This is a genomic window from Dialister succinatiphilus YIT 11850 (assembly GCF_000242435.1).
GTDB classification, from domain to species: domain Bacteria; phylum Bacillota; class Negativicutes; order Veillonellales; family Dialisteraceae; genus Dialister; species Dialister succinatiphilus.
In genome coordinates this window covers 1084222-1107566 of record NZ_JH591187.1, presented here as the reverse complement: position 1 = coordinate 1107566, position 23345 = coordinate 1084222, and the positions used below count along the sequence as shown (strand labels likewise).

Annotated in this window: 12 protein-coding genes, 4 tRNA genes and 3 rRNA genes; 13 read left to right on the top strand and 6 right to left on the bottom strand. The window is 49.7% G+C overall.

The window, feature by feature from the left end; translation table 11 throughout:
• Window positions 1-989: 989 nt before the first annotated feature.
• The 5 genes from HMPREF9453_RS04810 (at window position 990) to HMPREF9453_RS04785 (ending at window position 8219) form a co-directional block, all read left to right on the top strand.
• A 16S ribosomal RNA gene (locus HMPREF9453_RS04810) occupies window positions 990-2558 on the top strand.
• Window positions 2559-2807: 249 nt separating this feature from the next.
• Window positions 2808-5734: ribosomal RNA gene (locus HMPREF9453_RS04800) — 23S ribosomal RNA — on the top strand.
• Window positions 5735-5814: 80 nt separating this feature from the next.
• Window positions 5815-5931, top strand: a 5S ribosomal RNA gene (gene rrf, locus HMPREF9453_RS04795).
• The 16S, 23S and 5S rRNA genes sit together here, the layout of an rRNA operon.
• Before the next feature lie 843 nt (window positions 5932-6774).
• On the top strand, window positions 6775-7719 hold the full coding sequence (locus HMPREF9453_RS04790; RefSeq protein WP_008859435.1) for an alpha/beta hydrolase: 945 nt from the start codon (window positions 6775-6777) through the stop codon (window positions 7717-7719).
• Between the two features lie 74 nt (window positions 7720-7793).
• Window positions 7794-8219: a hypothetical protein gene (locus HMPREF9453_RS04785; RefSeq protein ID WP_008859434.1), complete on the top strand. Its 426-nt coding sequence runs from the start codon at window positions 7794-7796 to the stop codon at window positions 8217-8219.
• Between the two features lie 3 nt (window positions 8220-8222).
• Here HMPREF9453_RS04785 and HMPREF9453_RS04780 read toward each other — a convergent pair whose 3' ends face one another.
• Complete coding sequence (locus HMPREF9453_RS04780) at window positions 8223-9038, bottom strand: DNA-3-methyladenine glycosylase family protein (protein WP_040379942.1); 816 nt, start codon at window positions 9036-9038, stop codon at window positions 8223-8225.
• 117 nt (window positions 9039-9155) lie between these two features.
• On the opposite strand from HMPREF9453_RS04780, the gene HMPREF9453_RS04775 reads away from it, so the two are divergent.
• From HMPREF9453_RS04775 to larAH6, 4 genes are all read left to right on the top strand, one after another.
• On the top strand, window positions 9156-9995 hold the full coding sequence (locus tag HMPREF9453_RS04775) for a bifunctional hydroxymethylpyrimidine kinase/phosphomethylpyrimidine kinase (protein WP_008859432.1): 840 nt from the start codon (window positions 9156-9158) through the stop codon (window positions 9993-9995).
• Window positions 9974-10246: a TIGR04076 family protein gene (locus tag HMPREF9453_RS04770; RefSeq protein ID WP_008859431.1), complete on the top strand. Its 273-nt coding sequence runs from the start codon at window positions 9974-9976 to the stop codon at window positions 10244-10246. The genes HMPREF9453_RS04775 and HMPREF9453_RS04770 overlap by 22 nt, the downstream gene beginning before the upstream one ends.
• Window positions 10247-10280: 34 nt before the next feature.
• Complete coding sequence (locus HMPREF9453_RS04765; RefSeq protein WP_008859430.1) at window positions 10281-11312, top strand: 3-deoxy-7-phosphoheptulonate synthase; 1032 nt, start codon at window positions 10281-10283, stop codon at window positions 11310-11312.
• A gap of 177 nt (window positions 11313-11489) precedes the next feature.
• On the top strand, window positions 11490-12737 hold the full coding sequence (gene larAH6, locus HMPREF9453_RS04760; protein WP_008859429.1) for a nickel-dependent malate racemase, LarAH6 family: 1248 nt from the start codon (window positions 11490-11492) through the stop codon (window positions 12735-12737).
• Window positions 12738-13071: 334 nt separating this feature from the next.
• Here larAH6 and HMPREF9453_RS04755 read toward each other — a convergent pair.
• From HMPREF9453_RS04755 to HMPREF9453_RS04740, 4 genes are all read right to left on the bottom strand, one after another.
• Window positions 13072-13147, bottom strand: a tRNA-Val gene (locus tag HMPREF9453_RS04755).
• Window positions 13148-13151: 4 nt separating this feature from the next.
• A tRNA-Glu gene (locus HMPREF9453_RS04750) sits at window positions 13152-13226 on the bottom strand.
• A 2-nt stretch (window positions 13227-13228) separates the two neighbouring features.
• Window positions 13229-13304, bottom strand: a tRNA-Asn gene (locus HMPREF9453_RS04745).
• A gap of 344 nt (window positions 13305-13648) precedes the next feature.
• Window positions 13649-13724 (bottom strand) — tRNA-Val (locus HMPREF9453_RS04740).
• 597 nt (window positions 13725-14321) lie between these two features.
• Here HMPREF9453_RS04740 and HMPREF9453_RS04730 point away from each other — a divergent pair.
• Window positions 14322-15626 carry a dicarboxylate/amino acid:cation symporter gene (locus tag HMPREF9453_RS04730; RefSeq protein WP_008859428.1) on the top strand — a complete coding sequence of 435 codons (1305 nt, stop codon included), beginning with the start codon at window positions 14322-14324 and terminating at the stop codon, window positions 15624-15626.
• Window positions 15627-15693: 67 nt separating this feature from the next.
• Here the strand turns inward: HMPREF9453_RS04730 and HMPREF9453_RS04725 are convergent, their stop codons facing one another.
• Window positions 15694-16704, bottom strand: a complete 1011-nt coding sequence (locus tag HMPREF9453_RS04725) for a uroporphyrinogen decarboxylase family protein (protein ID WP_008859427.1) — start codon at window positions 16702-16704, stop codon at window positions 15694-15696.
• 362 nt (window positions 16705-17066) lie between these two features.
• On the opposite strand from HMPREF9453_RS04725, the gene HMPREF9453_RS04720 reads away from it, so the two are divergent.
• From HMPREF9453_RS04720 to HMPREF9453_RS04710, 3 genes are read left to right on the top strand one after another with little or no spacing between them, the layout of a single operon-like run.
• Window positions 17067-18800, top strand: coding sequence for a DUF6020 family protein (locus HMPREF9453_RS04720; protein WP_008859426.1), 1734 nt, complete (start codon window positions 17067-17069; stop codon window positions 18798-18800).
• A 9-nt stretch (window positions 18801-18809) separates the two neighbouring features.
• Window positions 18810-20396, top strand: a complete 1587-nt coding sequence (locus HMPREF9453_RS04715) for a DUF6020 family protein (protein ID WP_008859425.1) — start codon at window positions 18810-18812, stop codon at window positions 20394-20396.
• Window positions 20397-20456: 60 nt separating this feature from the next.
• Window positions 20457-23342, top strand: a complete 2886-nt coding sequence (locus HMPREF9453_RS04710) for an ATP-dependent DNA helicase (protein WP_008859424.1) — start codon at window positions 20457-20459, stop codon at window positions 23340-23342.
• The last annotated feature ends 3 nt before the right edge of the window (window positions 23343-23345 follow it).

Genomic DNA, 23345 nt, shown 5'->3' with positions numbered 1-23345 from the left:
GAATCATTTGCCCCTGATATCGCCTTCGTCAATTCGCAGGGAAGCTGTATTCCCGAAGGTTGACACGCCTTATGGACAAGCCCTGACGGGCTTGAAGGTTCTAAAGTTTGACGGGGCTATCGCCCCGAGGGTTCTTAAGTTTGACAGCGGCTTTGCCGCTGAGGGTTGTGGTGGGCGCCTTTTAATTGATAGAAGGCGCCCTTTTATAAAAAACCTTTACAACCGCCCTGCGGGCGTCGGAAATGCATTCCCCCATTGGTGGCTGGTGCCACCCACCTTTCCCCCGCAAGCGGGGGCACTATAAAGCTCCGTTATGCTGTGAGCTGCTTATGAAGAGAGTGTTTCGCGGTGTTTTATTCTGCCCCCTGAACAGGGGTGGCAAGGGAACACGATTCGTAAGGGAGCAAAGCGACCTGAGAATCGTGTGACACGCTTTCCCATGGAGAAGTCCGGCGCAGCCGGATAGGGGGAGGCGAGCGCAGCGAGCCAATCCGCAGAATGCTTATCATGCCATATGACACAGAAAGGTGAATCCGTAACGCTGACTTCATACTCATCGCCCGCAGGGCGATACCACAACCCTCGGCCTGAAAGGCCGTCAAACTTAAGAACCTTAAGAACCCTCGGGGCGAAGCCCCGTCAACCTTCCCCTCAGAACCCTTTGAACCCTTTGAACCTTCTGAACCCTCACGCCCGAAAGGGCGTGTCCAAAAAAATTTCAAAAAACCTGTTGACACAAAGAGCCATCCGTGATATCATCATACCTGTCGCCGCGAGAGCGGCGGCCCCGCGAAGTTCTTCTTCAAAAACATTTTAAAAAATGCTTGACAGAAGATACCGAGATGTGGTAAGATAATCAAGTCGCTTGAAGAGCGATGATTCTTTGAAAACTGAACAGTACAGCGAACGAATCAAGCCGATGTGCGAGGTAGTAATACCGAGCAATTTTAATGAGTAAGGCAAGAAATAAAGAGCCAAACGAACAATCTATCATGGAGAGTTTGATCCTGGCTCAGGACGAACGCTGGCGGCGTGCTTAACACATGCAAGTCGAACGAGAGGACAAGAGAAGCTTGCTTCTTTTGGAATCGAGTGGCAAACGGGTGAGTAACACGTAAACAACCTGCCTTCAGGATGGGGACAACAGACGGAAACGACTGCTAATACCGAATACGCTTGGGAGACCGCATGATCTTCCAAGGAAAGGGTGGCCTCTACCTGTAAGCTATCGCCTGAAGAGGGGTTTGCGTCTGATTAGGCAGTTGGTGAGGTAACGGCCCACCAAACCTACGATCAGTAGCCGGTCTGAGAGGATGAACGGCCACACTGGAACTGAGACACGGTCCAGACTCCTACGGGAGGCAGCAGTGGGGAATCTTCCGCAATGGGCGAAAGCCTGACGGAGCAACGCCGCGTGAGTGATGACGGCCTTCGGGTTGTAAAGCTCTGTGATCGGGGACGAACGGTCTGTAAGCTAATATCTTATGGAAGTGACGGTACCCGAATAGCAAGCCACGGCTAACTACGTGCCAGCAGCCGCGGTAATACGTAGGTGGCAAGCGTTGTCCGGAATTATTGGGCGTAAAGCGCGCGCAGGCGGCTTTCTAAGTCCATCTTAAAAGTGCGGGGCTTAACCCCGTGATGGGATGGAAACTGGGAAGCTGGAGTATCGGAGAGGAAAGTGGAATTCCTAGTGTAGCGGTGAAATGCGTAGAGATTAGGAAGAACACCGGTGGCGAAGGCGACTTTCTGGACGACAACTGACGCTGAGGCGCGAAAGCGTGGGGAGCAAACAGGATTAGATACCCTGGTAGTCCACGCCGTAAACGATGAATACTAGGTGTAGGAGGTATCGACCCCTTCTGTGCCGGAGCTAACACAATAAGTATTCCGCCTGGGAAGTACGATCGCAAGATTAAAACTCAAAGGAATTGACGGGGGCCCGCACAAGCGGTGGAGTATGTGGTTTAATTCGACGCAACGCGAAGAACCTTACCAGGTCTTGACATTGATCGCCATTCACAGAAATGTGAAGTTCTCCTTCGGGAGACGAGAAAACAGGTGGTGCACGGCTGTCGTCAGCTCGTGTCGTGAGATGTTGGGTTAAGTCCCGCAACGAGCGCAACCCCTATCTTATGTTACCAGCACGTTATGGTGGGGACTCATGAGAGACCGCCGCGGACAACGCGGAGGAAGGTGGGGATGACGTCAAGTCATCATGCCCCTTATGACCTGGGCTACACACGTACTACAATGGGTGTCAACAAAGAGAAGCGAAACCGCGAGGTGGAGCGAACCTCAAAAACACACCCCCAGTTCAGATTGCAGGCTGCAACCCGCCTGCATGAAGTAGGAATCGCTAGTAATCGCGGGTCAGCATACCGCGGTGAATACGTTCCCGGGCCTTGTACACACCGCCCGTCACACTATGAGAGTCGGAAACACCCGAAGCCGGTGAGGTAACCGCAAGGAGCCAGCCGTCGAAGGTGGAGCTGATGATTGGAGTGAAGTCGTAACAAGGTAGCCGTATCGGAAGGTGCGGCTGGATCACCTCCTTTCTAAGGAGACACGCTTAAGGGAAACCTTAAGAAGTGTAGGTCGAACATCGGCAAGTTCGAAGTACTGCTCAGTTTTGAGAGAATCATCAAAAAAGACTCTCTCAGCCTGTTCTTTGAAAACTGTATAGAAGAAGGAAACGAAAGAAAGATATTTCACAAGAAATGTTTTTCCGACGTACCGAAGGAAATCTCAAAAAGACTTAATCGAAAGGTTAAGAAGCCAAGAAGGTCAAGGTGTGAATCTTACTAAGTTAAGATAGTAAGAGCATACGGCGGATGCCTTGGCGATATCTGCCGACGAAGGACGCGACAAGCTGCGATAAGTCACGGGGAGGTGCAAATGACCGTTGATCCGTGAATTTCCGAATGGAGCAATCCGGCTGTGGTTATGCACAGTCACCCATGCCATTGAGTATGGGAGGGAACCGGGCGAACTGAAACATCTAAGTAGCCCGAGGAGAAGAAATCAAACGAGATACCCCAAGTAGCGGCGAGCGAACGGGGCAGAAGCCCAAACCGGAGAAGGAAACTTTTCCGGGGTTGAGGACCGTCAGACGATAAGGAAGCCCAGCCGAATCCCTTGGGAAGGGGAGCCGGAGAATGTGAAAGCCATGTAGGCGAAGGGCGGATAAGGACAGACGGCACCAGAGTACCGCGGGACACGAGAAACCCCGTGGGAAGCCGGGGGGACCACCCTCCAAGGCAAAACACAGATATCGACCGATAGCGCATAGTACCATGAGGGAAAGGTGAAAAGCACCCCGGGAGGGGAATGAAAGAGAACCTGAAACCGTATGTTTACAAGCAGTCGGAGACCGTATATATACCAGGTCGACGGCGTGCCTATTGAAGAATGAACCGGCGAGTTATGAGGTCCAGCAAGGTTAAGCAGGAAATGCGGAGCCGAAGCGAAAGCGAGTCTTAATAGGGCGATAAGTTGGATTGCATAGACCCGAAACCACAGTGATCTACCCATGTCCAGGCTGAAACACAGGTAAAAATGTGCGGAGGGCCGAACCTATATCCGTTGAAAAGGGTTAGGATGAGGTGTGGGTAGGGGTGAAATTCCAATCGAACGTGGAGATAGCTGGTTCTCCCCGAAATAGCTTTAGGGCTAGCCTCGAGGTAGAGATTGCAGGCGGTAGAGCACTGATCAGGAGAGGGACCTACCCGGTTACCAAACCCAGTCAAACTGCGAATGGCTGCAATTATACTCGGGAGTCAGATTACGACTTATAAGGGCCGTGGTCAAAAGGGAAACAGCCCAGATCATCAGCTAAGGTCCCAAATGCCGTGCTAAGTGGCGAAGGATGTGGCGTTTCATAAACAACCAGGATGTTGGCTCAGAAGCAGCCACCATTTAAAGAGTGCGTAATAGCTCACTGGTCGAGAGACGCTGCGCCGAAAATGTCCGGGGCTCAAGCACGGAACCGAAGCTATGGCATGACAGTAATGTCATGGGTAGGGGAGCGTTCTTATAAGGAAGAAGCATTACCGTAAGGAGATGTGGACATATAAGAAGTGAGAATGCCGGTATGAGTATCGAAAAGAAAGGTGAGAATCCTTTCCACCGAAAGCCCGAGGGTTCCTGAGCAACGATCGTCGACTCAGGGTAAGTCGGGACCTAAGCCGAGGCGGAGACGCATAGGCGATGGACAACAGGTTGAAATTCCTGTACCGGATGGAGTCATTTGAGCGAAGGAGCGACGCAGGAGGGCACATGATCGCGCGGCTGGAAGAGCGCGTCCAAGTGCGTATGCGTAGAGGGAGGCAAATCCCCCTTTACAGAAGCAGAGACATGATGGGGAGTTAAAGGAGACTTTGACGAACTCATGGATCCCACACTGCCAAGAAAAACTTCTAGCGAGACGAAATCCGCCCGTACCGTAAACCGACACAGGTAGGCGGGGAGAGAATCCTAAGGTGCGCGGGAAAACCCTCGTTAAGGAACTCGGCAAATTGCATCCGTAACTTCGGGAGAAGGATGACCCTGAGTAGGCGAAAGGGAGAAACCCCCGGAACAGAAAAGGGTGGCAGAAAAGAGGCCCAAGCAACTGTTTACCAAAAACACAGGTGCCTGCGAAAGCGAAAGCTGAAGTATAGGTGCTGACGCCTGCCCGGTGCTGGAAGGTTAAGGAGAGAGGTCAGCGAAAGCGAAGCTTTGAACTGAAGCCCCAGTGAACGGCGGCCGTAACTATAACGGTCCTAAGGTAGCGAAATTCCTTGTCGGGTAAGTTCCGACCCGCATGAAAGGCGTAATGATTTGGGCACTGTCTCAACGAGGGGCCCGGTGAAATTGAAATACCTGTGAAGATGCAGGTTACCCGCGACTGGACAGAAAGACCCCATGGAGCTTCACTGCAGCTTGAGATTGAATCCCGGTGACATATGCACAGGATAGGTGGGAGGCTAAGAAGTAATGCCTTTGGGTGTTACAGAGCCGATGTTGGGATACCACCCTTATGTTGCTGAGATTCTAACACGGAGACTAACAACCTCGTGGACCATCTCAGGCAGGCGGTTTGACTGGGGCGGTCGCCTCCTAAAATGTAACGGAGGCGCCCAAAGGTTCCCTCAGGCCGGACAGAAACCGGCCGAAGAGTGCAAAGGCAGAAGGGAGCTTGACTGCGAGACAGACAAGTCGAGCAGAGACGAAAGTCGGGCTTAGTGATCCGGTGGTACTGAGTGGAAAGGCCATCGCTCAACGGATAAAAGCTACCCTGGGGATAACAGGCTAATCTCTCCCAAGAGTTCATATCGACGGGGAGGTTTGGCACCTCGATGTCGGCTCATCACATCCTGGAGCTGGAGTAGGTTCCAAGGGTTGGGCTGTTCGCCCATTAAAGTGGTACGCGAGCTGGGTTCAAAACGTCGTGAGACAGTTTGGTTCATATCCATCGCGGGCGCAAGAAGTTTGAGGGAGGCTGCTCCTAGTACGAGAGGACCGGAGTGGACGGATCAACGGTGTACCAGTTGTCACGCCAGTGGCACGGCTGGAAAGCCGCATCCGGAAAGGATAAACGCTGAAAGCATCTAAGCGTGAAGCCCGTCCCGAGATGAGACTTCTCATCAGCAATGAGTAAGACCCCTTAAAGACGATGAGGTTGATAGGCTGTGAGTGGAAGTGGCGCAAGTCATGGAGCGACGCAGTACTAATAGGTCGAGGTCTTAGCTTAGATTTCACGAAAAGCACGACCAGAGGCGAGAGCCTTCGGGACTTCTTCTATGCAGTTTTGAGAGAACAGACTCTCAAAGATTCAGTGGCGATAGCTGTGAGGATACACCCGTACCCATGCCGAACACGGTAGTTAAGCTCACAAACGCCGAAAGTACTTGGCTGGAAGCGGCCCGGGAGGATAGGAAGCTGCTGATTAACTGAAAAAGCACTAACTGTTATGGTTAGTGCTTTTTTGCTGTGTGTATCATTTGAGGTCATGGGCTTTTGTGAGGAATCGGCGGGAAGCTGTATTCCCGAAGGTTGACGCGGCTTCGCCGCGAGGGTTGATGGCGCCGCCGGGCCTGACGGCCCTGGGCGCCAAGGGTTCTGCCTGTGATCGGCTGACGCCTTACAGGCGGGTTGAGTGCTCCCGCCCTCGGGAGTTATGAAGCACCGCTGCGCTGGCGAGGTGGGCGCCCTTTGGGGCGCCATTTTTTATGCCGCCTTTGGCGGCGAAAACCGGACAACCGGGCTTCGCCCGTGAAAAAACCATACAACCGCCCTGCGGGCGATGGAGATTCCCCCTTTGGTGGCTGGCGCCACCACCTTGCCCGGTGGGAAGCATGTCACTGGATTCGCGGGTCGCGGGGCTCCCCTATGAATCCAGTTCCTTTGCCACCCCCGCAAGCGGGGGCACAACAACCAATGCTTACTGTAGAGCTGCTTATGAAGAGAATGATTCGCGGTGTTTTATTCTGCCCCCTGCATAGGGGGAAGTCCGGCGCAGCCGGATAGGGGGAGGCGAGCGCAGCGAGCCAATCAGCAGAATGCTTATTAAGCCATATGACACAGTAAGGTAAGCTCGTAACGCTGACTTCATACTCATCGCCCGAGAGGGCGATACCACAACCCTCGGCCTGAAAGGTCGTCAAACTTACGAACCCTCCGGCCCATAGGGCCGGTCCATCTTAAGAATCTTCTGCGTCCCAGAATCTATGGCATACCTCATCTCTTTTCAAATGGCTTATCCATGGTTTATACTTAACATCAGGTGATATGATGCATTTTCTATTTAAACTGACCAAATGGTTGATTATACTCGTTCTTTTTGCTGCTTTGAGTCTTGGCTTTTATGCAGGCAATCTATCCTATGAAGAGCTTTTTAATGCGCCCTGGGACAGGATTCTTGGGATTGAGAATCATCGGCTGGATTTAGGAAGGATTCATGGGCTTGAAGATCGATATGGCTGGCAGAGGGTGATGGTGCCTTCCAAAGATGGTACAGAGCTTCGGGGAACTTATATCGAAACTGTGAAAGGGGGCCGGAAGGCGGTGGTTCTTCTTCATGGACTGTACCAGAATCGGTCCATGTGCGTTCCTTATATTTCTATGTACCAGGATATGGGATACAATGTGCTTCTGGTGGATCTTCGGGGCCATGGCGAGAGCGGCGGTGGTCATACGGACTGGGGAATTCATGATGTGGAGGATATGAATGCCTGGGTTGATTTTCTGCGGTCTAAGAATCCATCTATGGAGATCGGATTTCACGGAATTTCTCTTGGCGCGGCCATGGCTTTGATTTACAGCGGCAGTGAGGAGGGGCAGCATATGAAGTTCTATGTGGCTGACAGTTCATATGGGAATCTATTGGCACTGGGACGGGATAAGATTATGACCTATACCGGCGATGATCGGCTGGTCCTTGGCATGGATGTGTTGAATCCTTTTATGCAGGCGGCTATGTTTTTCCATACCGGTCGAATTTTGTCTGATGTGGATCCGGCATCCCAGGTGACCCGTATGTCTTCTCCGGTGCTTTTCCTTCATGGCGGCGCGGATATGCTTGTTCCTCCATCGGTGGCTCATGAGCTTCTGGCTGATTCTTCCAGCAGCGTGAAGGAGCTTTATATTTTTGATGGGGCTGCCCATACTATGGAAATGGCGGTGAATGGTCCAGCCTATAAGCAGGTGGTCCAGAAATTTGTGAAGCAGCGTTCCTGAGGTTTATCTTTCAAATCCTATGTTGTGTGATAAAATAGGAGTAAAGAAGTACAGGTTAAACAGGAGGTATAGATATGAATGGGAATGGTTTGAATCGGGAAGGGTTCCTGGCTGCCAGAGATACCATTGCGGCGCTGAAGGGGACTGTGGAATGCCTTCAGGTGAATTTATCTCAGGAGAGGGATGCCAATGAGGGGCTGAACCTTACCATTGAGTCTCTTCGCGGAGAAAATGGCAGTCTTCAGGAGAAAACGTTCCAGCTGGAAGCGGAGCTGGATGCGCTGAAGCAGGAAATGAAGGATGAAAACAATCAGAAAAAACAGGAAACTGCAGTGCCGGAATCGGAGGTTCGCCAGGAGTTGGTAAAGAAGCTGGGTTTCTATTATAAGGATTTGAAAAACATGGATGAGAAAAATCTCACTGCCGAAGACAGCGAGACTCTGTATCATATCCTGACCTATACTTTCAAAACTCTGAAGAAGGCGGGACTGCAATTTTAATATTTATTTCATGCCCGTGCTTTGGGCGTAGTAGAAAAGGTACTGCTGCATAATGCCTGCCTTTTGTCCATAGGTGGGAAAGGGATTGGATCCTTCGTATTTTTGATCAATGACCCGCTGTATCCATACGTCCACCGGTGCCAGGGCTGTGCGGTGGAAGCCGAAGAGGGCTGTGCAGTTTGCTACTTTGATACCAACGCCGGGAAGTTCCATCAGGGCGTTCAACAGCTTTTCATCATCATATGTCGCCATATCTTTCAAGAGGTGTGGCGATTTTTTTATGATTTCCGCTGATTTGGAAATATAGGGGATGCGGTAGCCCAGGGAACAGGCTTTGAGGTCCTCCTGGGACAGGGAAGACAGTTTTTGGGGCGTCGGAAAGGTATAGAGTATTTCCAGAGGTGTTTTGATTTCCTCTCCGGCCTTCTGGCATAGTTTTTCTACAGCAGAAGCAATGGCGGGGATGGATTTTCTCTGGGAGATAATAAAGGTAATCAGTGTTTCCCAGGGGTCCTGCCTGAGGATACGGATGCCCCTGCTGTAGTCGGCTGCCTTTTGAAGGTAATGGTCATTTGGACTTATACTGTTTCGGATGGCTTCATAGTTTTCGGACAGATCGAAATAGGGCTTCCACAGGTGATTCCACAGGTATGGGGAGCAGGACACATCATAACGGATACCCTGTATATGGCGTATGTAGAGAACATGGCGGCCGGTGATGAAGCGGAAAAGGCCGTCATTTATTTCGACTGCCCGGAAGCACTGGCCACTGTGTATGATTTTATAAAGATCAAATTCGTCCCTGATAAAAATATGCATGGATTTTTCTTTCCTTTCAATGAATGGGAACTTTTTTATAAACATTATATTCTTTTACCTGCTTTTTTCAAAGATATGATAAAATAGAAGCACATTGCTACAGGAAAGAGGGATATTTTGGGTAAACATCTGCTTTTGGTCAACGATTTGCCGGGATACGGGAAGGTAGCACTGGCGGCCATGATGCCGGTGCTGACTCATATGGGCCACCATATTTACAATCTTCCCACGGCCCTTGTTTCCAATACGCTGGACTATGGGCGCTTTGAAATCCTGGATACCACGGATTATATGAGAAATACCATAGGTGTGTGGAAAGCGTTGGGGTTTTCTTTTGATGCCATTTCCACAGGCTTTATTGTTTCTCCTGCCCAGGCTGCCATGATTGCCAATTACTGCAGCCGGGAGCGGTTAAAGGGGACAAAGATTTTTGTGGATCCCATCATGGGAGATGAAGGCCATCTGTATAACGGTCTCACGGAGCGGACGGTGGAAGGTATGCGGCGCCTGGTTTCCCAGGCTGATTACATGGTTCCCAATTATACAGAAGCAGCCCTTATTGCAGGCGAGACTTATAAAAAGGAAGGCCTCTCCTGGGTGGCTATGAAGAATCTTCTGGGCAGGCTGCATCGCATGGGTAACGGCTCCATCGCCATTACCAGCGCCAAAGTGGATGGAGAAGATGCAGTGGCAGGTTTTGATAAGGACAGGGGAGAATATTTCCTTCGTACCTTTGATATGATTCCTGTCCGTTTCCCGGGAACGGGGGATATTTTTTCTGCTATTTTCATGGGAAATGTGATGAACGGGGTTTCCATGATGGATTCTGTAGATAAAGCCATGATGGCAGTGCGTCAGATGATTGTACTGAGCAGCAGCAGTGGTGATTCTTTTAAGGGAATTCCAGTAGAATCCTGTCTGGAGGTGATTGATTCATGCCAAGAAGACCGAAAATAAAAATAACCTGTATAGACAGGCTGGGAAAGTGCCCCTGCCATAGAGGACATCGGATAGGCGATTCCTGGGATTTTGACAAAGACCGGGGACAGATCTGTCCCATGGTGATGCATGTGGCGTTTCCCTATATAGACATTCTGCGCTATGGAGGCGAAATCCCTCAGCCTGGGCAGAAAAAAGGGACAGCCCTATTCTGCTGCCCCGATGTGGAAACTATTAATGTATTTAAGATTGAAAAAGTGGATGAATAATTTTTTATAGAAATCGCAGCGAAAGGTGACATGTATGGAACAGATGCAGTTTATCCGGAAACTTCCGGAACCGATGGAAATCAAACAGGAAATCCCGCTGAAAGAGGAGTTCCGAAAATTAAAAGAAAAAAGGGATCAGGAAATCGCTGACATTATGACCGGTAAGGATGATAGATTCCTCCTGATTATCGGACCCTGCTCTGCAGATAATGAGCCGGCTGTACTGGACTACTGCAGCCGTCTGGCTAAGGTGGCGGACGAAGTGAAGGATCGTCTTTTCATTGTTCCCCGGGTTTATACCAATAAACCGCGGACCATTGGTAAAGGGTACAAAGGTATGCTGCACCAGCCGGATCCGGAGGGGAAGGAAAATATGATGGAAGGAATCAAGGCCATCCGCCGCATGCATGTTCATGTCATCGAGCAGACCGGATTTACCTGTGCAGAAGAAATCCTGTATCCGGAAAATCATCGTTACCTGTCGGATCTTCTTTCCTATGGCGCCATTGGTGCCCGGTCGGTAGAAGACCAGCTGCATCGTATGATTGCCAGCGGCGCCGGCATTCCTGTTGGAATGAAAAATCCCACTTCCGGTGATCTGTCGGTGATGATGAATTCCATTGAAGCAGCCCAGAGTGAGCAGGATTTTCTTTTCCACGGCTGGGAGGTCCATACCACCGGCAATCCGCTGGCCCATGCCATCCTTCGAGGCTATGTGAACCATTTCGGTACCAGTATGCCTAACTACCATTACGAAAATCTTCGGAAAGTGGCAGATATGTATGGAGAAAGAAATCTGAAAAATCCGGCCATTGTAGTAGACTGCAACCATAACAACTCCGGCAAGAAATACATGGAACAGATCAGAATTGCCAAAGATGTTATGGCCAGCCGTCAATATGCCGATGATATCCGGCATATAGTGAAGGGACTCATGATTGAAAGCTATATCGTAGATGGAAACCAGAAAATCGGCGATGGAGTTTATGGAAAATCTATTACGGACCCCTGCCTGGGCTGGGAAAAGAGCAGGGATTTGATTCTGTCTCTGGCAGATATGGTATAAGATGACCGGGTAGGAGAAAAAGCGGCACCTTTCTCAAAGGGGCCGCTTTTCTATGGCTCGGGAAATTTCTTAATTTCAGATGGGATTATTTTATTAAATAAGGTATAATATACATATAGAAATACATCGTTATGACGTGGCAGCCCCATATTTCCAAAGAATAAGGAGATGGACAGAATGGAATTTAAAATTAAATATTTCAAGGATTATGTACCCTTTCATGTGGATGACAGCCATCATCCGGTGGAACTGAATCCGAAGCAGTGTCCGGCGGTGGAATCGGAGGCGGCAGAGGTCAGAAGGGCATTGGCTCATCCCATAGGGACACCCAGACTTTCTGAAATCGTAAAACCTGGTGAAAAAGTGGTCATCGTGGCCAGCGACGTCACCCGTCCGGCACCTTCCTGGGTTATGGTTCCCTGCGTAGTGGAGGAATTGGAAAAGGCAGGGGTGAAGGATGAAGACATTACCGTCGTATTCGGTCTGGGATCCCACAGAAAGCAGACGGAAGAAGAAAAGAAACGGCTTGTGGGAGAAGAGATTTACAGCCGAATCAGGTGCATTGACAGTGATCCCGAACAGTGTGTCCACATGGGCACTTGTAAAAATGGTACATCTGTGGATATCTTTAAAACTGTTGCGGAAGCAGACCGTCGTATTCTTACGGGAAATGTGGAATATCATTATTTCGCCGGTTATTCCGGCGGCATGAAAGCGATTATGCCCGGTGTTTCTTCTCATGATGCTATTCAGTCCAACCATAAGAATATGATTCGCCCCGGTGCCTATGCAGGCCATTTGGAAGGAAATCCGGTTCGTGAAGATATTGAAGAAGTATATCATTTCTGCCCCGTGGATTTCATTGTTAATGTGGCTTTGGATGACCATAAGAAGATTGCCTTTGCGGCAGCAGGCGACAGAATCCAGGCCCATCGGGAGGCCTGCCGTTTCCTGGACAGCATTTATAAAATCAAAATCGACAAGCCCGCAGATGTGGTCATCGTTTCTACCGGTGGCTATCCTAAGGATATCAACCTGTATCAGGCGCAGAAATCCATTGATAATGCCAAGCATGCAGTGAAAGAAGGCGGCATTATGGTGGTATCCGCTTCCTGCAAAGAAGGCTATGGCAGCACCGTCTTCGGCGACTGGATTCAGAAATATGATACCCCTGATGACCGGATCAAGGCGATTCATGAGCACTTTGAACTGGGAGGTCATAAATCGGCCGCTCTGGCTCTGGTACAGAAGAAATGCAGCATTTACCTGGTTACCGATATGGATGATGCCATGGTGACCAAGGCCAATATGACCCCGTTCCATGATTTGCAGCAGGCCGTGGACGCTGCTTTGGACAAAATGGGAAAGGACGCCAGTGTATATGTAATTCCTGTAGGGGGATCTACCCTTCCTATGGAAGAATAAGATAGAATAGGAAATCAAAAAAAGGATGCCTGTAAGAAGGCGTCCTTTTTTTATGGAGAAATGGCAGCGTGGTGAATCACACGGATACAGGAGGTTAAATAACCGATGAAAAGAAAAGGAAAAACAAAAAAACACTACGGCGCAAAGCACATAGTGTCTTTTTTAGTGGTGGGCGATAACAGGATCGAACTGGTTCCGCAGAGAACATGTCTTGAAGGAGCGAGAGCGACGCGCAAGACATAGTGAATCGCGGATGCAGGAGGTTAAATGACCGATGAAAGAAAAGGAAAAACAAAAAGACACTACGGCGCGAAGCACATAGTGTCTTTTTTGATGGTGGGCGATAACAGGATCGAACTGCTGACATTCTGCTTGTAAGGCAGACGCTCTCCCAGCTGAGCTAATCGCCCATATTGGTGACCTGTGGGGGATTCGAACCCCCGAACCCGCCGTGAAAGGGCGGTGTCTTAACCACTTGACGAACAGGCCACTGGCTCCTGAAGCAGGGTTCGAACCTGCGACATCGTGATTAACAGTCACGCGCTCTACCGGCTGAGCTATTCAGGAATCTGTACGTGAGTACGTCAATTATAATAGCAAATCTTTGTCCATTTTGCAACCATCTTTTTGTTAAAAATAAATTAAGCATTCTGACAAGATGGAGGACAGGATGGAAACGGCCCCAAAGAGAAAAAAGGAAAAACAAAAAACACTACGAACCGAAGCACGTAGTGCCTTTTAGCTGGTGGGCGATAACAGGATCGAACTGGCTTTGCAGAGAACATGTCTTGAAGGAGCGAGAGCGACGCGCAAGACATAGTGAATCGCGGATGCAGGAGGTTAAATGACGGGTGAAAGGAAAGGGAAAACAAAAAAACACTACGGCGCAAAGCACATAGTGTCTTTTTTAGTGGTGGGCGATAACAGGATCGAACTGCTGACATTCTGCTTGTAAGGCAGACGCTCTCCCAGCTGAGCTAATCGCCCATAACTCTCACGTAGACTATTATGCCTTATATGAAGATATTTTTCAAGAGGGTTATGCAAAAATTTTGGACCTTTACTGCTTTTCTGGCTTCCGACAGATGGGGCCATTCAATGACAGAAGAAATATGACTATTTTGTCCTGCCTTTGCGGAAAAGGCTTTTCAGCAGATGGCTTTCCGGTAAATCAGTTTATCTAAGCCTTTAGCAGCTAAAGGCAAGGGATTTTCCAAATTTCACCTTGACACAGTCATTTTATCATGTTATAGTATGAGCACTTGCAGCGATGAAGAAAAAGAGTAGGTTTCTTTTGAGGTCTTTCAAGCGAGTCCGGAGAGTGGGAGCGGATGAGACAGAAGTTATCGAAGTGCGTTTCTGAGCGTGAAAGGCGGAATTCAGTATGCCTTTCCGGGTATTCCCGTTACAGAATCATGGTTTCTACAAGGAAGGAAACCTCACGAGGCATGCATGGTGACATGCGTGTGAATCTGGGTGGTAATCACGAGTCTTTCGTCCCAAAGGGATGGAAGATTTTTTTTATGGCTGCCGCGCCGGAAATGGTTCCTTACGCATATTTCTCTATGATTCCAGGAGGTTTTTATGAAGAAAAATGAGGAAGTGCAGGCAGCTGCACAAAAGGCGCTGGAGGCCAACAAGAAAAACAAACAGGGCCGCCAGTTCGTTCTCTGGATGCTGGCTCTGGTGGTAGGGGCGGCTCTGGGCTGGCTGGGAATTAAGCCGCTGAATGAATTATTTACTTTTATTGCCACTGTCTTTACCCGCCTTTTCCAGTTCATCGCAGTGCCTACCATTGCTTTGGCTGTGATTACCACCCTGGCCCAGCTGGGCGGCAAGAAGGAAACGGGACGTATTTTTGCTCATGCTGTAACCTACACCCTTTTGACGACTATCTGCGCTGCCGGTATCGGGCTCATGATGTATCTATGGATTGCACCGGGCAATCTTCCTGCTGAGATTATCGGTGCCGGTACAGCCAACGTACCGCAGAAACTGGGCCACCTTACCTATTATGACCATATTTTGAGCGTTATCCCCAATAACCTGCTGCAGCCCTTCCTGTCCGGAAATGTGCTGGCAGTAATGATGATTGCTGCTGCCTTTGGTCTTGGGCTGGCTTTCATGCCAAAAACGGAAAACCGGGACATTCTTATGAAGGGAATCATGGGATTCCAGGAGCTGCTTTTCACCCTGATTCGTGCTCTTCTTTTCATTCTTCCCGTTGGTATCCTGGCTTTCGCTGCCCAGCTTTCTGCCCAGATTGAAGCGGGTGTCATTGTGGGGGCCCTGGGAAAATACACGGCCGTCATCATTGGCAGCAATGTGATCCAGTTCTTTATTGTGATTCCTGTTTTCCTTCTGGCCAGGGGACTCAATCCTCTTCAGGTATTCAGGAAAATGTCTCCTGCCATTGCAGTAGCCCTTTTTACCAAGAGCTCTGCCGGCACCCTGCCGGTGACCCTGGCTTCGGCAGAACATAACATGAAGGCCAATCCTGCTGTTTCCCGTTTTGTTCTTCCCATCTGCACTACCATTAATATGAATGGCTGCGCTGCTTTCATTCTGGTCACGTCTCTCTTTGTTATGCAGAACGCTGGCTATGAAATGTCTATGCCCACCATGATTACCTGGCTCTTTGTGGCTGTACTGGCAGCCATCGGCAACGCCGGTGTGCCTATGGGCTGCTATTTCCTTACCCTTTCTCTTATGAGCGGTATCGGAGCGCCCATCGGCATTATGGGGGTTATCCTTCCTATCTACACCATCATTGATATGATTGAAACTGCAGAAAATGTGTGGTCCGACTCTGCCGTATGCGCCATGACGGACCATGACCTGAAGGGAAAGATTCCTGAGCCTTCCGATGGAGAGGTGGCAGGTGCATAAATCACTGCATAATAAAAACACTCCTGTTTTGATACGGGAGTGTTTTTGTTTTACGGAATAGGATTTCTTATGATTCTACCGCTTTTCTAAGGGCCATAAGGTTTTCTTCCGGCGCCTTTGGATTGACTACGCAGCCGGGGCCGAGAATGAGGCCTCTGCCGTCTACCTGGGCAATGGCATCTTTCACATGGGCGGTGATTTCTTCCGGTGTACCTTCAAGAATAATATCATCGTATTTCAACACGCCGTTCACAAAGTAGGGGGCTGATTTGATACCGGCCAGCAGGCATTTATCTGTCAGCGCCCGGGCTTCCTTCAGTGTGGGCCAGGTGTGGCGGTCATGCCAGTTGATGCAGTTGACCGGATAGGCAGCCACTTCGTTGAAGTAAATGTCTTCTCCATGAATGTGGACTGCATTGAACCAGGTCTTTTTAGCGTAGGATTTGATGACCTGGAGGTCATAGAACTGGCCGAATTCTTCAAATTCATGAAGGTTCATGACAGAGCGGGTGGCGTTCTGGGTGGCAAAGAAGAAACCGTCCACACCGGCATCAATGTTATAGCTGACAAAATCAAGGGTGGTGGCAGTAATGGCGGAAAGCGCATGGTGTACCGATTCCGGATAGTTGATCATGTCCATGAGGAGACGGTCGCCGGCCATTTTCTTCAACGTGGAGAAAGGACTGAAGATGGTCTGCATCACCGGAGTGCCGGGTTTTCTTCTTTTCACCATTTCCCTGGCAAATTCAATCTGCTTGCCATAGGTGCCCTGGATGGCAGGAATGGCTTTCAGGGCATCGTAGTCCGAAGGGCTCTGGATGGCGAAATTTTTAACAATCGGTTCCCTGTAGGGGTCGCAGTAAATGGTAATCTGGTTGCCGAAGTCCTGGGTGCTGTACAGGCCGAAAGGCATCATTTTGATATAGTCGAAATCGTATTTCTCTGTAAAGGCAGCCTCTGCTTCTGCCAGGGAAATGGGGTCCTGGTCAAACTCGGAAAGGTGCATCCAGGCACCCACCGGTACATGGTCTACAGGCTGGCCGGCCAGGGCGGCTCTGATTCGTTCTTCTCTATTCATAAGGTATCTCCTTTCAGAAACAATTATATTCATTTCTTTGATTATACCATAGGAAGATAGGATTTTGAGAAGGGAAAAAGGGGAGAAAACCGACGGGCTGATGAAACGATGGGGGCAGCAGCTGCTGCTTTTGAGTCAGACTCTCTATACCCTCTATCCTGTTAGGACCGATTCATTCATGATATCAGCTTTTATAAGATTTTATACACTGCCGGGTCATGGGATTTTTTATATAGACCGCTCTTTCCTTCCCAGCAGGACATAAAACTTCAGGAATCAGGGCAGGCATCCATTTCACCGGTTTCGCTTGTCAGTCTCTTTCTGAAAAAGGTATAATACTCATAGATTCAAAGGCGGTTACTATGAACATATATAAAGACAGATTATGGCTGGCCCTGCTGACAGGGATGGTTTCCCTGCTCATGGGCTTTTGTGAATTTTATACCTGGCGTATCGGCTGGCATCCCGGGTCTTCTCCCTGGAACAGGGAGTCCCTTCTTCATGCTTCCGATATACCGGCAGTGCTTCTCCTGGGAGCAGCGACTTTTCTGGCCCTTTCTCTCGTGATGAAGCAGGCAGGCGCTCTTCCTGCCTTTTCCCTGCATCTGGAATTGGACGGCAGGCCTACGGACTCACCCTTTGCTCTCATCGCAGCCCTTCTCCTTTTGGCTTGGATGCCTTTTTTTCTTGTTTTTTATCCTGGTACAGGAATGAATGATACCACCGATATTATGCGGGCAGGTATCTGGGCGACAGGACAGCATACTTTTATTTACTGCATGTTTATCTACGGACTTACCCAGGCATCGGATATGCTGTTTCATACCACTTCCTATGGGCTGGCGGCGGCATCCCTGATCCAGATGGTTCTTTTTGCCTGCGGCATTTCTTACTGCCTTTCCTGGATTTACCGAAGAACAGGCCGTTTGTGGATTACGGTGCTTCTGACACTGTACTATGCCTTTCTTCCTCTCGTTGCCAATATGTCCTTCTCCAATGTGAAGGATGTGCTTTTTTCTGTAACCATTCTGCTTTGGATTCCCCTGGTGACCTCCTTCGTATCAGGCTATCGGGAAAATGCCTGGGAAGCGAACAAACGCCTTTTTATCCTGGCAGGGCTTGGCATGATGCTACTTAGAAACAATGGGATTTATGTATTCATCGTTATGCTCATGGGCCTTGTGCTTCTCATGAAACGAATCCGCATGAATCTTCTGCTCACCGGTCTTGTGATGATCGCTGTTTCCATGACCCCCGATGTGGCCATTAAGCAGATTCTTAATCTGCCCCAGCTTTTTCAGGAACGGGTGGGCATTCCGCTGCAGCAGTTTTCCCGGGCCGTAGCAGTAGGAGTTCCGCTGACAGAAGAGGAGAAGGCCTATTCTGTAAAGATGATGATTCCCGGACGCATTGCCCGCTGGTATGATCCTTTTACGGTGGACCTTATCAAATGGAACAGCGACTTTGATTTCTACTATTTCAACAGTCACCCCGATGATTTCTGGAAGGCCTGGAAATCGGTGGGGAAGAGAAATAAGGAGCTCTACGTGGAAGCCTGGCTTTTCGCTACTTATGGATACTGGGCTTTCCCAGCGCCCGATGAAATGACCCAGTCCCGCTTCTGCTGGGCTTTTTCGGAAAATGATTTGAAAAACGGCTTGAGCCCTGACCATAACAATGCTTACAAAACGGCTGACATTCATACCTTTTTCAAAAAGGATATTCAGGAAGAGCTGGGCCATTATCTTTGGGACCACAGCCGGTACCTGGGGGCAGGCACCTGTCTGTGGATTACGTTATGCATAGGACTTCTTCTGTTTTACCGGCGCCAGTACAGCCGCTTCCTGGTACTTCTGCCGGCCTGCCTTCTCTGGGGCACCCTGATGATTGCCACGCCGGCAGCCTTTGTATACCGGTATGTGTATTTCTTTCCCCTCTGTATGCCCTTTTTCCTGCTTCTGCCCTTTCTGCCGGAGGGAAAGTACGGTACAACGAAATGGGCGGATACAGTCATTCTGCCTCGAAAACCTGTGGAAAATCCCCTTCTTCAGGACGATCCTCTGAAGGGTGACGGCTATACCCATTGGAAAGATTGAGGAGGAGAGATGAAACTTTTTCGCTGGGATGTGCCCTGCCGGGCAAGTCTGGTCTTTTCCCTTTTCTTATCTCCTGCTGCCATGTATACCTATAAAATCGACTGCATGGGGGATAAAGTGGCAGAAGCAGGAAATGAAATATTAGCTCTCCAAGATGGATTTATACTGCTTCTCCTTTTTATCCTTTTTGCCGCAGTTCTTCCGCCATTCGTCAGGCTCTGTCTGACCATGCCCCGCAGCAGCGAAAAAAGCAGGGGACGGCGGCTCTTTTGGCCGGCTTTTTTCTTTATGGCTTTCTGGCAGCTGCCTTTCCTTCTGGCCCTCTATCCGGCGCCGGGCATGAACGATACCCTTTTCATGATGGAGAATCCCCTTTACGGGGGCGTACAGTTTCCCTGGCTTTATTCCCTGGTCTATGGCTATGGCGCCCTTTTAGGAAAGCATCTTTTGGGAAGCAGGGAGCCGGTTATATTCCTGCTTTCCCTGGGCCAGCTTTTTCTCTATGCTTATGGCCTTACAAGGATTGTATTTCATGTGAAGGAAAGGCAGGGGGAGGTGCCGGCGCTTCTACTTTATTTCTATTTCACCTTCCTTCCCATGGTGGGTAATTATGGCATAGCCGCAGTGAGAGATGGGCTCTTTTCCTTAGCCCTTGCAGGATGCATGGTTTTCATGGCAGAAGAAACAGGGGGCCGGGGTACATCTATTTTCTGGTCTCTCTCGCTCCTTTCCCTCATGCTGCTGAGGAGCAATGGTTTTTTCATTGCGGCCATGGTGATGCTTGTTTCACTGGTCCTTCAAAAGAGGTCGAGAAAGGAGGCAGTCCTGTTCCTTCTTGCCGCAGCTCTGGCCTTTGTTCCGGGAAAGGCTATTCTTTCTTACCATGACTGGCAGCCTCTTTTCCAGGAAAGTATGGCTATACCGCTTCAGCAAATGGGACGGGTGCTGGTGATGGGAGGAAGCCGCAGCGAAGAAACGATAGAGCTCATGAACCATCTCCTGCCGGAGGAAAAATGGAAGAAGGATTATTCTCCGGCCACCGTGGATTTTGTGAAATGGGATGATGATTTTAAAAGAAATGATTTAAACAGGGAAAAGGGAGCTTTTCTTTTGGCCTGGCTGGATACGGGGATAAGAAATCCAGGACTTTATATGGAAGGCTGGATGACGGAAACCTATGCCCTGTGGAATCTGGATCCCCTGGACCATGGGGTGCAGTCCCGCTTCGGCTGGGCCCTGTCTGATGAGAATACGAAACATATGGTGCCTTCGGACAATGATATGCTTGCTCTGGGAGATTTTCCCATGCCCTTTGGGCTGAAGTCTTTTCTTGGAAACTATACCTATTCCGGCAGCCATTTTCTGGGAAGCGGCCTCTGCCTGTGGATTACCCTCTTTTTCTGCCTCCTTTTTTACTGCGGCGGAAAGAAGGATTTGATTCCGGCGGCGCTGCCTCTTCTGGCCAATACCCTGACACTTCTGGTTTCCACGCCGGCCTCTGCGGTATTCCGCTATTCCTTTGCCTATGTGCTGGGACTTCCCCTGCTTTTTATTCTTTTTCTTTATGGAAATGGAGAGGACGAGAAGCACCGGTGATTTTCTGATGTCATTTCACCATGGGTTATAAGGCTTTATCTATTCACAAAGGAGCTTTTTATGGAAAGTATTCAAAATCCTGACCAGTATGAAGCAATCCACTCCGAAGGACCTACCCTGGTTATAGCAGGTCCTGGAACAGGAAAGACCTATACAATTATCCAGCGGGTCCTTTATCTGATCCGGGACAGGAAAGTGAAGCCGGAGCAGATCATGATTGTCACCTATACAGTGAAGGCGTCCAAGGAGCTTATGACAAGGCTCACCAATGAGCTGTCCCGGCAGGGCATTGAGATCAACCTCCATGAAATGTATATAGGGACTTTTCACCATATCTGCCGCCGCCTGTTGAAGGAATTCCGGGAATATACAAGGCTGGAAAGAAATTTCATAGAAACAGATCAGTTTGAGCAGCAGTACATGGTGTATGAGCATCTGGCGGACTTTGAAGAGATTCCCAATTTCGAGCTGGTCGTACAGTCCTCCTACATCAATAACAGGACGGGGGAAGAGGTGACGGTGCCGCCCTGGAAACGGTGCCGCACCATATGCCAGTATGTGAACCGCCTGTCAGAAGAGCTGATGAAGGCAGACGATATGATCCGAAGCCGGGATGAAAAAATCCGGGTATTGGGCTGGATGATGAAACGGTATGAAAAACTGGCCAGGAAAAAGAATTTCCTTGATTTTACCAAGCTTCAGACCGAGGCCTATTATATCCTTTCGGAAAAAGAAAATGTGCGCCGCCGGGTGCTGGAAAAAATCCGCTATATCCTGGTGGATGAATATCAGGATACCAACTATATTCAGGAGCGGCTGGTACAGATTCTGGGCGGCAGGGAGAGAAATATTTTCGTTGTAGGCGATGATGACCAGAGCATTTACCGTTTCCGCGGCGCCACGGTGGCCAATATCCTCCAGTTTCAAAAACATTTTGGCAGCAGCTGCCGCGTGATTACCCTTCATACCAATTACCGCTCAGGCCAGGGCATCGTTTCCTTCTGCATGCGCTGGATGGCTAAGCCCGACTGGTTCTCCTGGGAACGGATGGGACATCTGTACCGCTACCGGAAAGGCCTTTTGGAATCAGGCGGGGGAAAGGAAAGCGTACCCTCAGTGGTACGGATTACGGCAGAGGAAGACGACCGGCTTTTTGAAGACCGGGTGTGCCATTTCATCGAAGAACTGAAGAGAAAGGGCTGCATATCGGATTACAACCAGGTGGCCCTGCTCTTTGACTCCGTCAAGGGGGATACGTCCATGCGCCTTCAGTATGCCTTGGGCAAAAGGCATATTGCCGTGTATGCTCCCCGGTCGGGACACTTTTTTGAACGGAAGGAAGTGGCCTGGTTCTTTGGCTGTCTGCTTTATATATTTTCCGGGATCCGGCGGAAATTAGGGCAGGACAGGGTTATGGATGAGACAGAGGGAATCCGCGGGGCCTATGTTCTTTTCCTTTCCATGGCAGAAGACATGATGAAGAGGAACGAAGACCTTAAGCAGTGGATTCGCTCCATGAAAAGAAAAGTGGAAAGAGAAAAGAAACTGCCGGAAAATCTGCTGCCCCTGGCTTATAAAATACTTTCCTTTGCTCCTTTTTCTGCTTTTCTGGATAAGGCTGCTGCAGGAGAATGCAATGAAGCCAGAAATCTTGCCTCCATTACCAGACTCATCAGCCGTTTCGACTGCTTTACAGAGGAAAATCACGGCTATGGCAAGGAAACGCTGGAGGATGTATATATTTTCTTCTCCCGTTACCTGCGGCTGTGGTATGAGAACGGAGTAGGGGAGTACGAGGATGAAGAAGCCTATGCGCCGCCGGGACAGGTGTCCTTCCTGAATATTCATCAATCCAAGGGGCTGGAATATCCGGTGGTCATTGTGGCATCTCTTCATGAAAAGCCCCGGGGCGAAGACTCCCTCATTCCCCGGGTAGTGGAAAAGATGACTGGCCGCCGCTCTTATGAACCTTACAGCGATATCCGGGATTTTGATTTCCGAAGGAAATACTACACTGCCTTTTCCCGGGCGGAAACGGTGCTGGCCCTGGCCTGCTGCGTGAAGAAGGGAAAACAGCCTTCTCCTGCATTTCAGAAACCCCTCGCCAGTCTTCCGGAATTTGATGGGAAGGGAATCGATTTCACAAAGCTTCATTTCCGTCCTGTGGAGAAAGGCCATTTCAAACCCCGCATTTCCTTCACCGCCCAGGCAGCGCTGTATGAAGAATGTCCCCTGAAGTACAAGCTCAGCCGGGTGTATCGATTTGCACCGGTGCGGGGCATGGCCCTTCTATATGGGACCCTGGTCCATGAAACCATCGAAGATATTCACCGGGCTGTGCTTTCCGGGCAGAAGGAAAGACTGACGCCGGCCAATGTATACGCCTGGCTCATGGCAGATTACCAGGCCCTTTCCAAGGCAGAAAATACCTGGCTTTCCAAGGACGAGCTGGAAAAGGCATTCCAGGAAGTGCTGGGGTATATTTCCTATCGACGGGGAGACTGGTCCATGATACGGGAAGCAGAATATCCTCTGGAACTGGTGAAAGATGAATACATTCTGAACGGTACCATCGACCTTCTTCAAAGCGGCGGCGGAAAGGTGGATATTATTGATTTCAAAACAGGCAGGAAGCCGGACCGGAAGAGTCCTCTTTTTTCCAGATATGAAAGGCAGCTTCAGATTTATGCCTATCTGGTAGAGGAAAAACTGAAAGTACCGGTGGGGCAGCTTCTCCTCTATTTCACCGGTGAAACAGAGGAACCGCTTCTTGCAGTGGAAGGAAATCCGGCGAAGGTAGAAGAACGGATGAAGGCCTTTGACCATACAGCCCGCTGCATTCTGGCAGAAGATTTCAACCATCGGAAGAAAAAGGTGAACGGCTGCCTTCCAGAAAGCTGCCGCTTCTGTGAATGGAAGGAATACTGTGAAAGGAATGGAGAGTAGAAG

Excerpts from the sequence above, each read along its gene's own strand:
- HMPREF9453_RS04790 (WP_008859435.1), top strand. The coding sequence starts at position 6,775 with ATGCATTTTCTATTTAAACTGACCAAATGGTTGATTATACTCGTTCTT.
- HMPREF9453_RS04785 (WP_008859434.1), top strand. The coding sequence starts at position 7,794 with ATGAATGGGAATGGTTTGAATCGGGAAGGGTTCCTGGCTGCCAGAGAT.
- HMPREF9453_RS04780 (WP_040379942.1), bottom strand. The coding sequence starts at position 9,038 with ATGCATATTTTTATCAGGGACGAATTTGATCTTTATAAAATCATACAC.
- HMPREF9453_RS04770 (WP_008859431.1), top strand. The coding sequence starts at position 9,974 with ATGCCAAGAAGACCGAAAATAAAAATAACCTGTATAGACAGGCTGGGA.
- HMPREF9453_RS04765 (WP_008859430.1), top strand. The coding sequence starts at position 10,281 with ATGGAACAGATGCAGTTTATCCGGAAACTTCCGGAACCGATGGAAATC.
- larAH6 (WP_008859429.1), top strand. The coding sequence starts at position 11,490 with ATGGAATTTAAAATTAAATATTTCAAGGATTATGTACCCTTTCATGTG.
- HMPREF9453_RS04730 (WP_008859428.1), top strand. The coding sequence starts at position 14,322 with ATGAAGAAAAATGAGGAAGTGCAGGCAGCTGCACAAAAGGCGCTGGAG.
- HMPREF9453_RS04725 (WP_008859427.1), bottom strand. The coding sequence starts at position 16,704 with ATGAATAGAGAAGAACGAATCAGAGCCGCCCTGGCCGGCCAGCCTGTA.
- HMPREF9453_RS04720 (WP_008859426.1), top strand. The coding sequence starts at position 17,067 with ATGAACATATATAAAGACAGATTATGGCTGGCCCTGCTGACAGGGATG.
- HMPREF9453_RS04715 (WP_008859425.1), top strand. The coding sequence starts at position 18,810 with ATGAAACTTTTTCGCTGGGATGTGCCCTGCCGGGCAAGTCTGGTCTTT.
- HMPREF9453_RS04710 (WP_008859424.1), top strand. The coding sequence starts at position 20,457 with ATGGAAAGTATTCAAAATCCTGACCAGTATGAAGCAATCCACTCCGAA.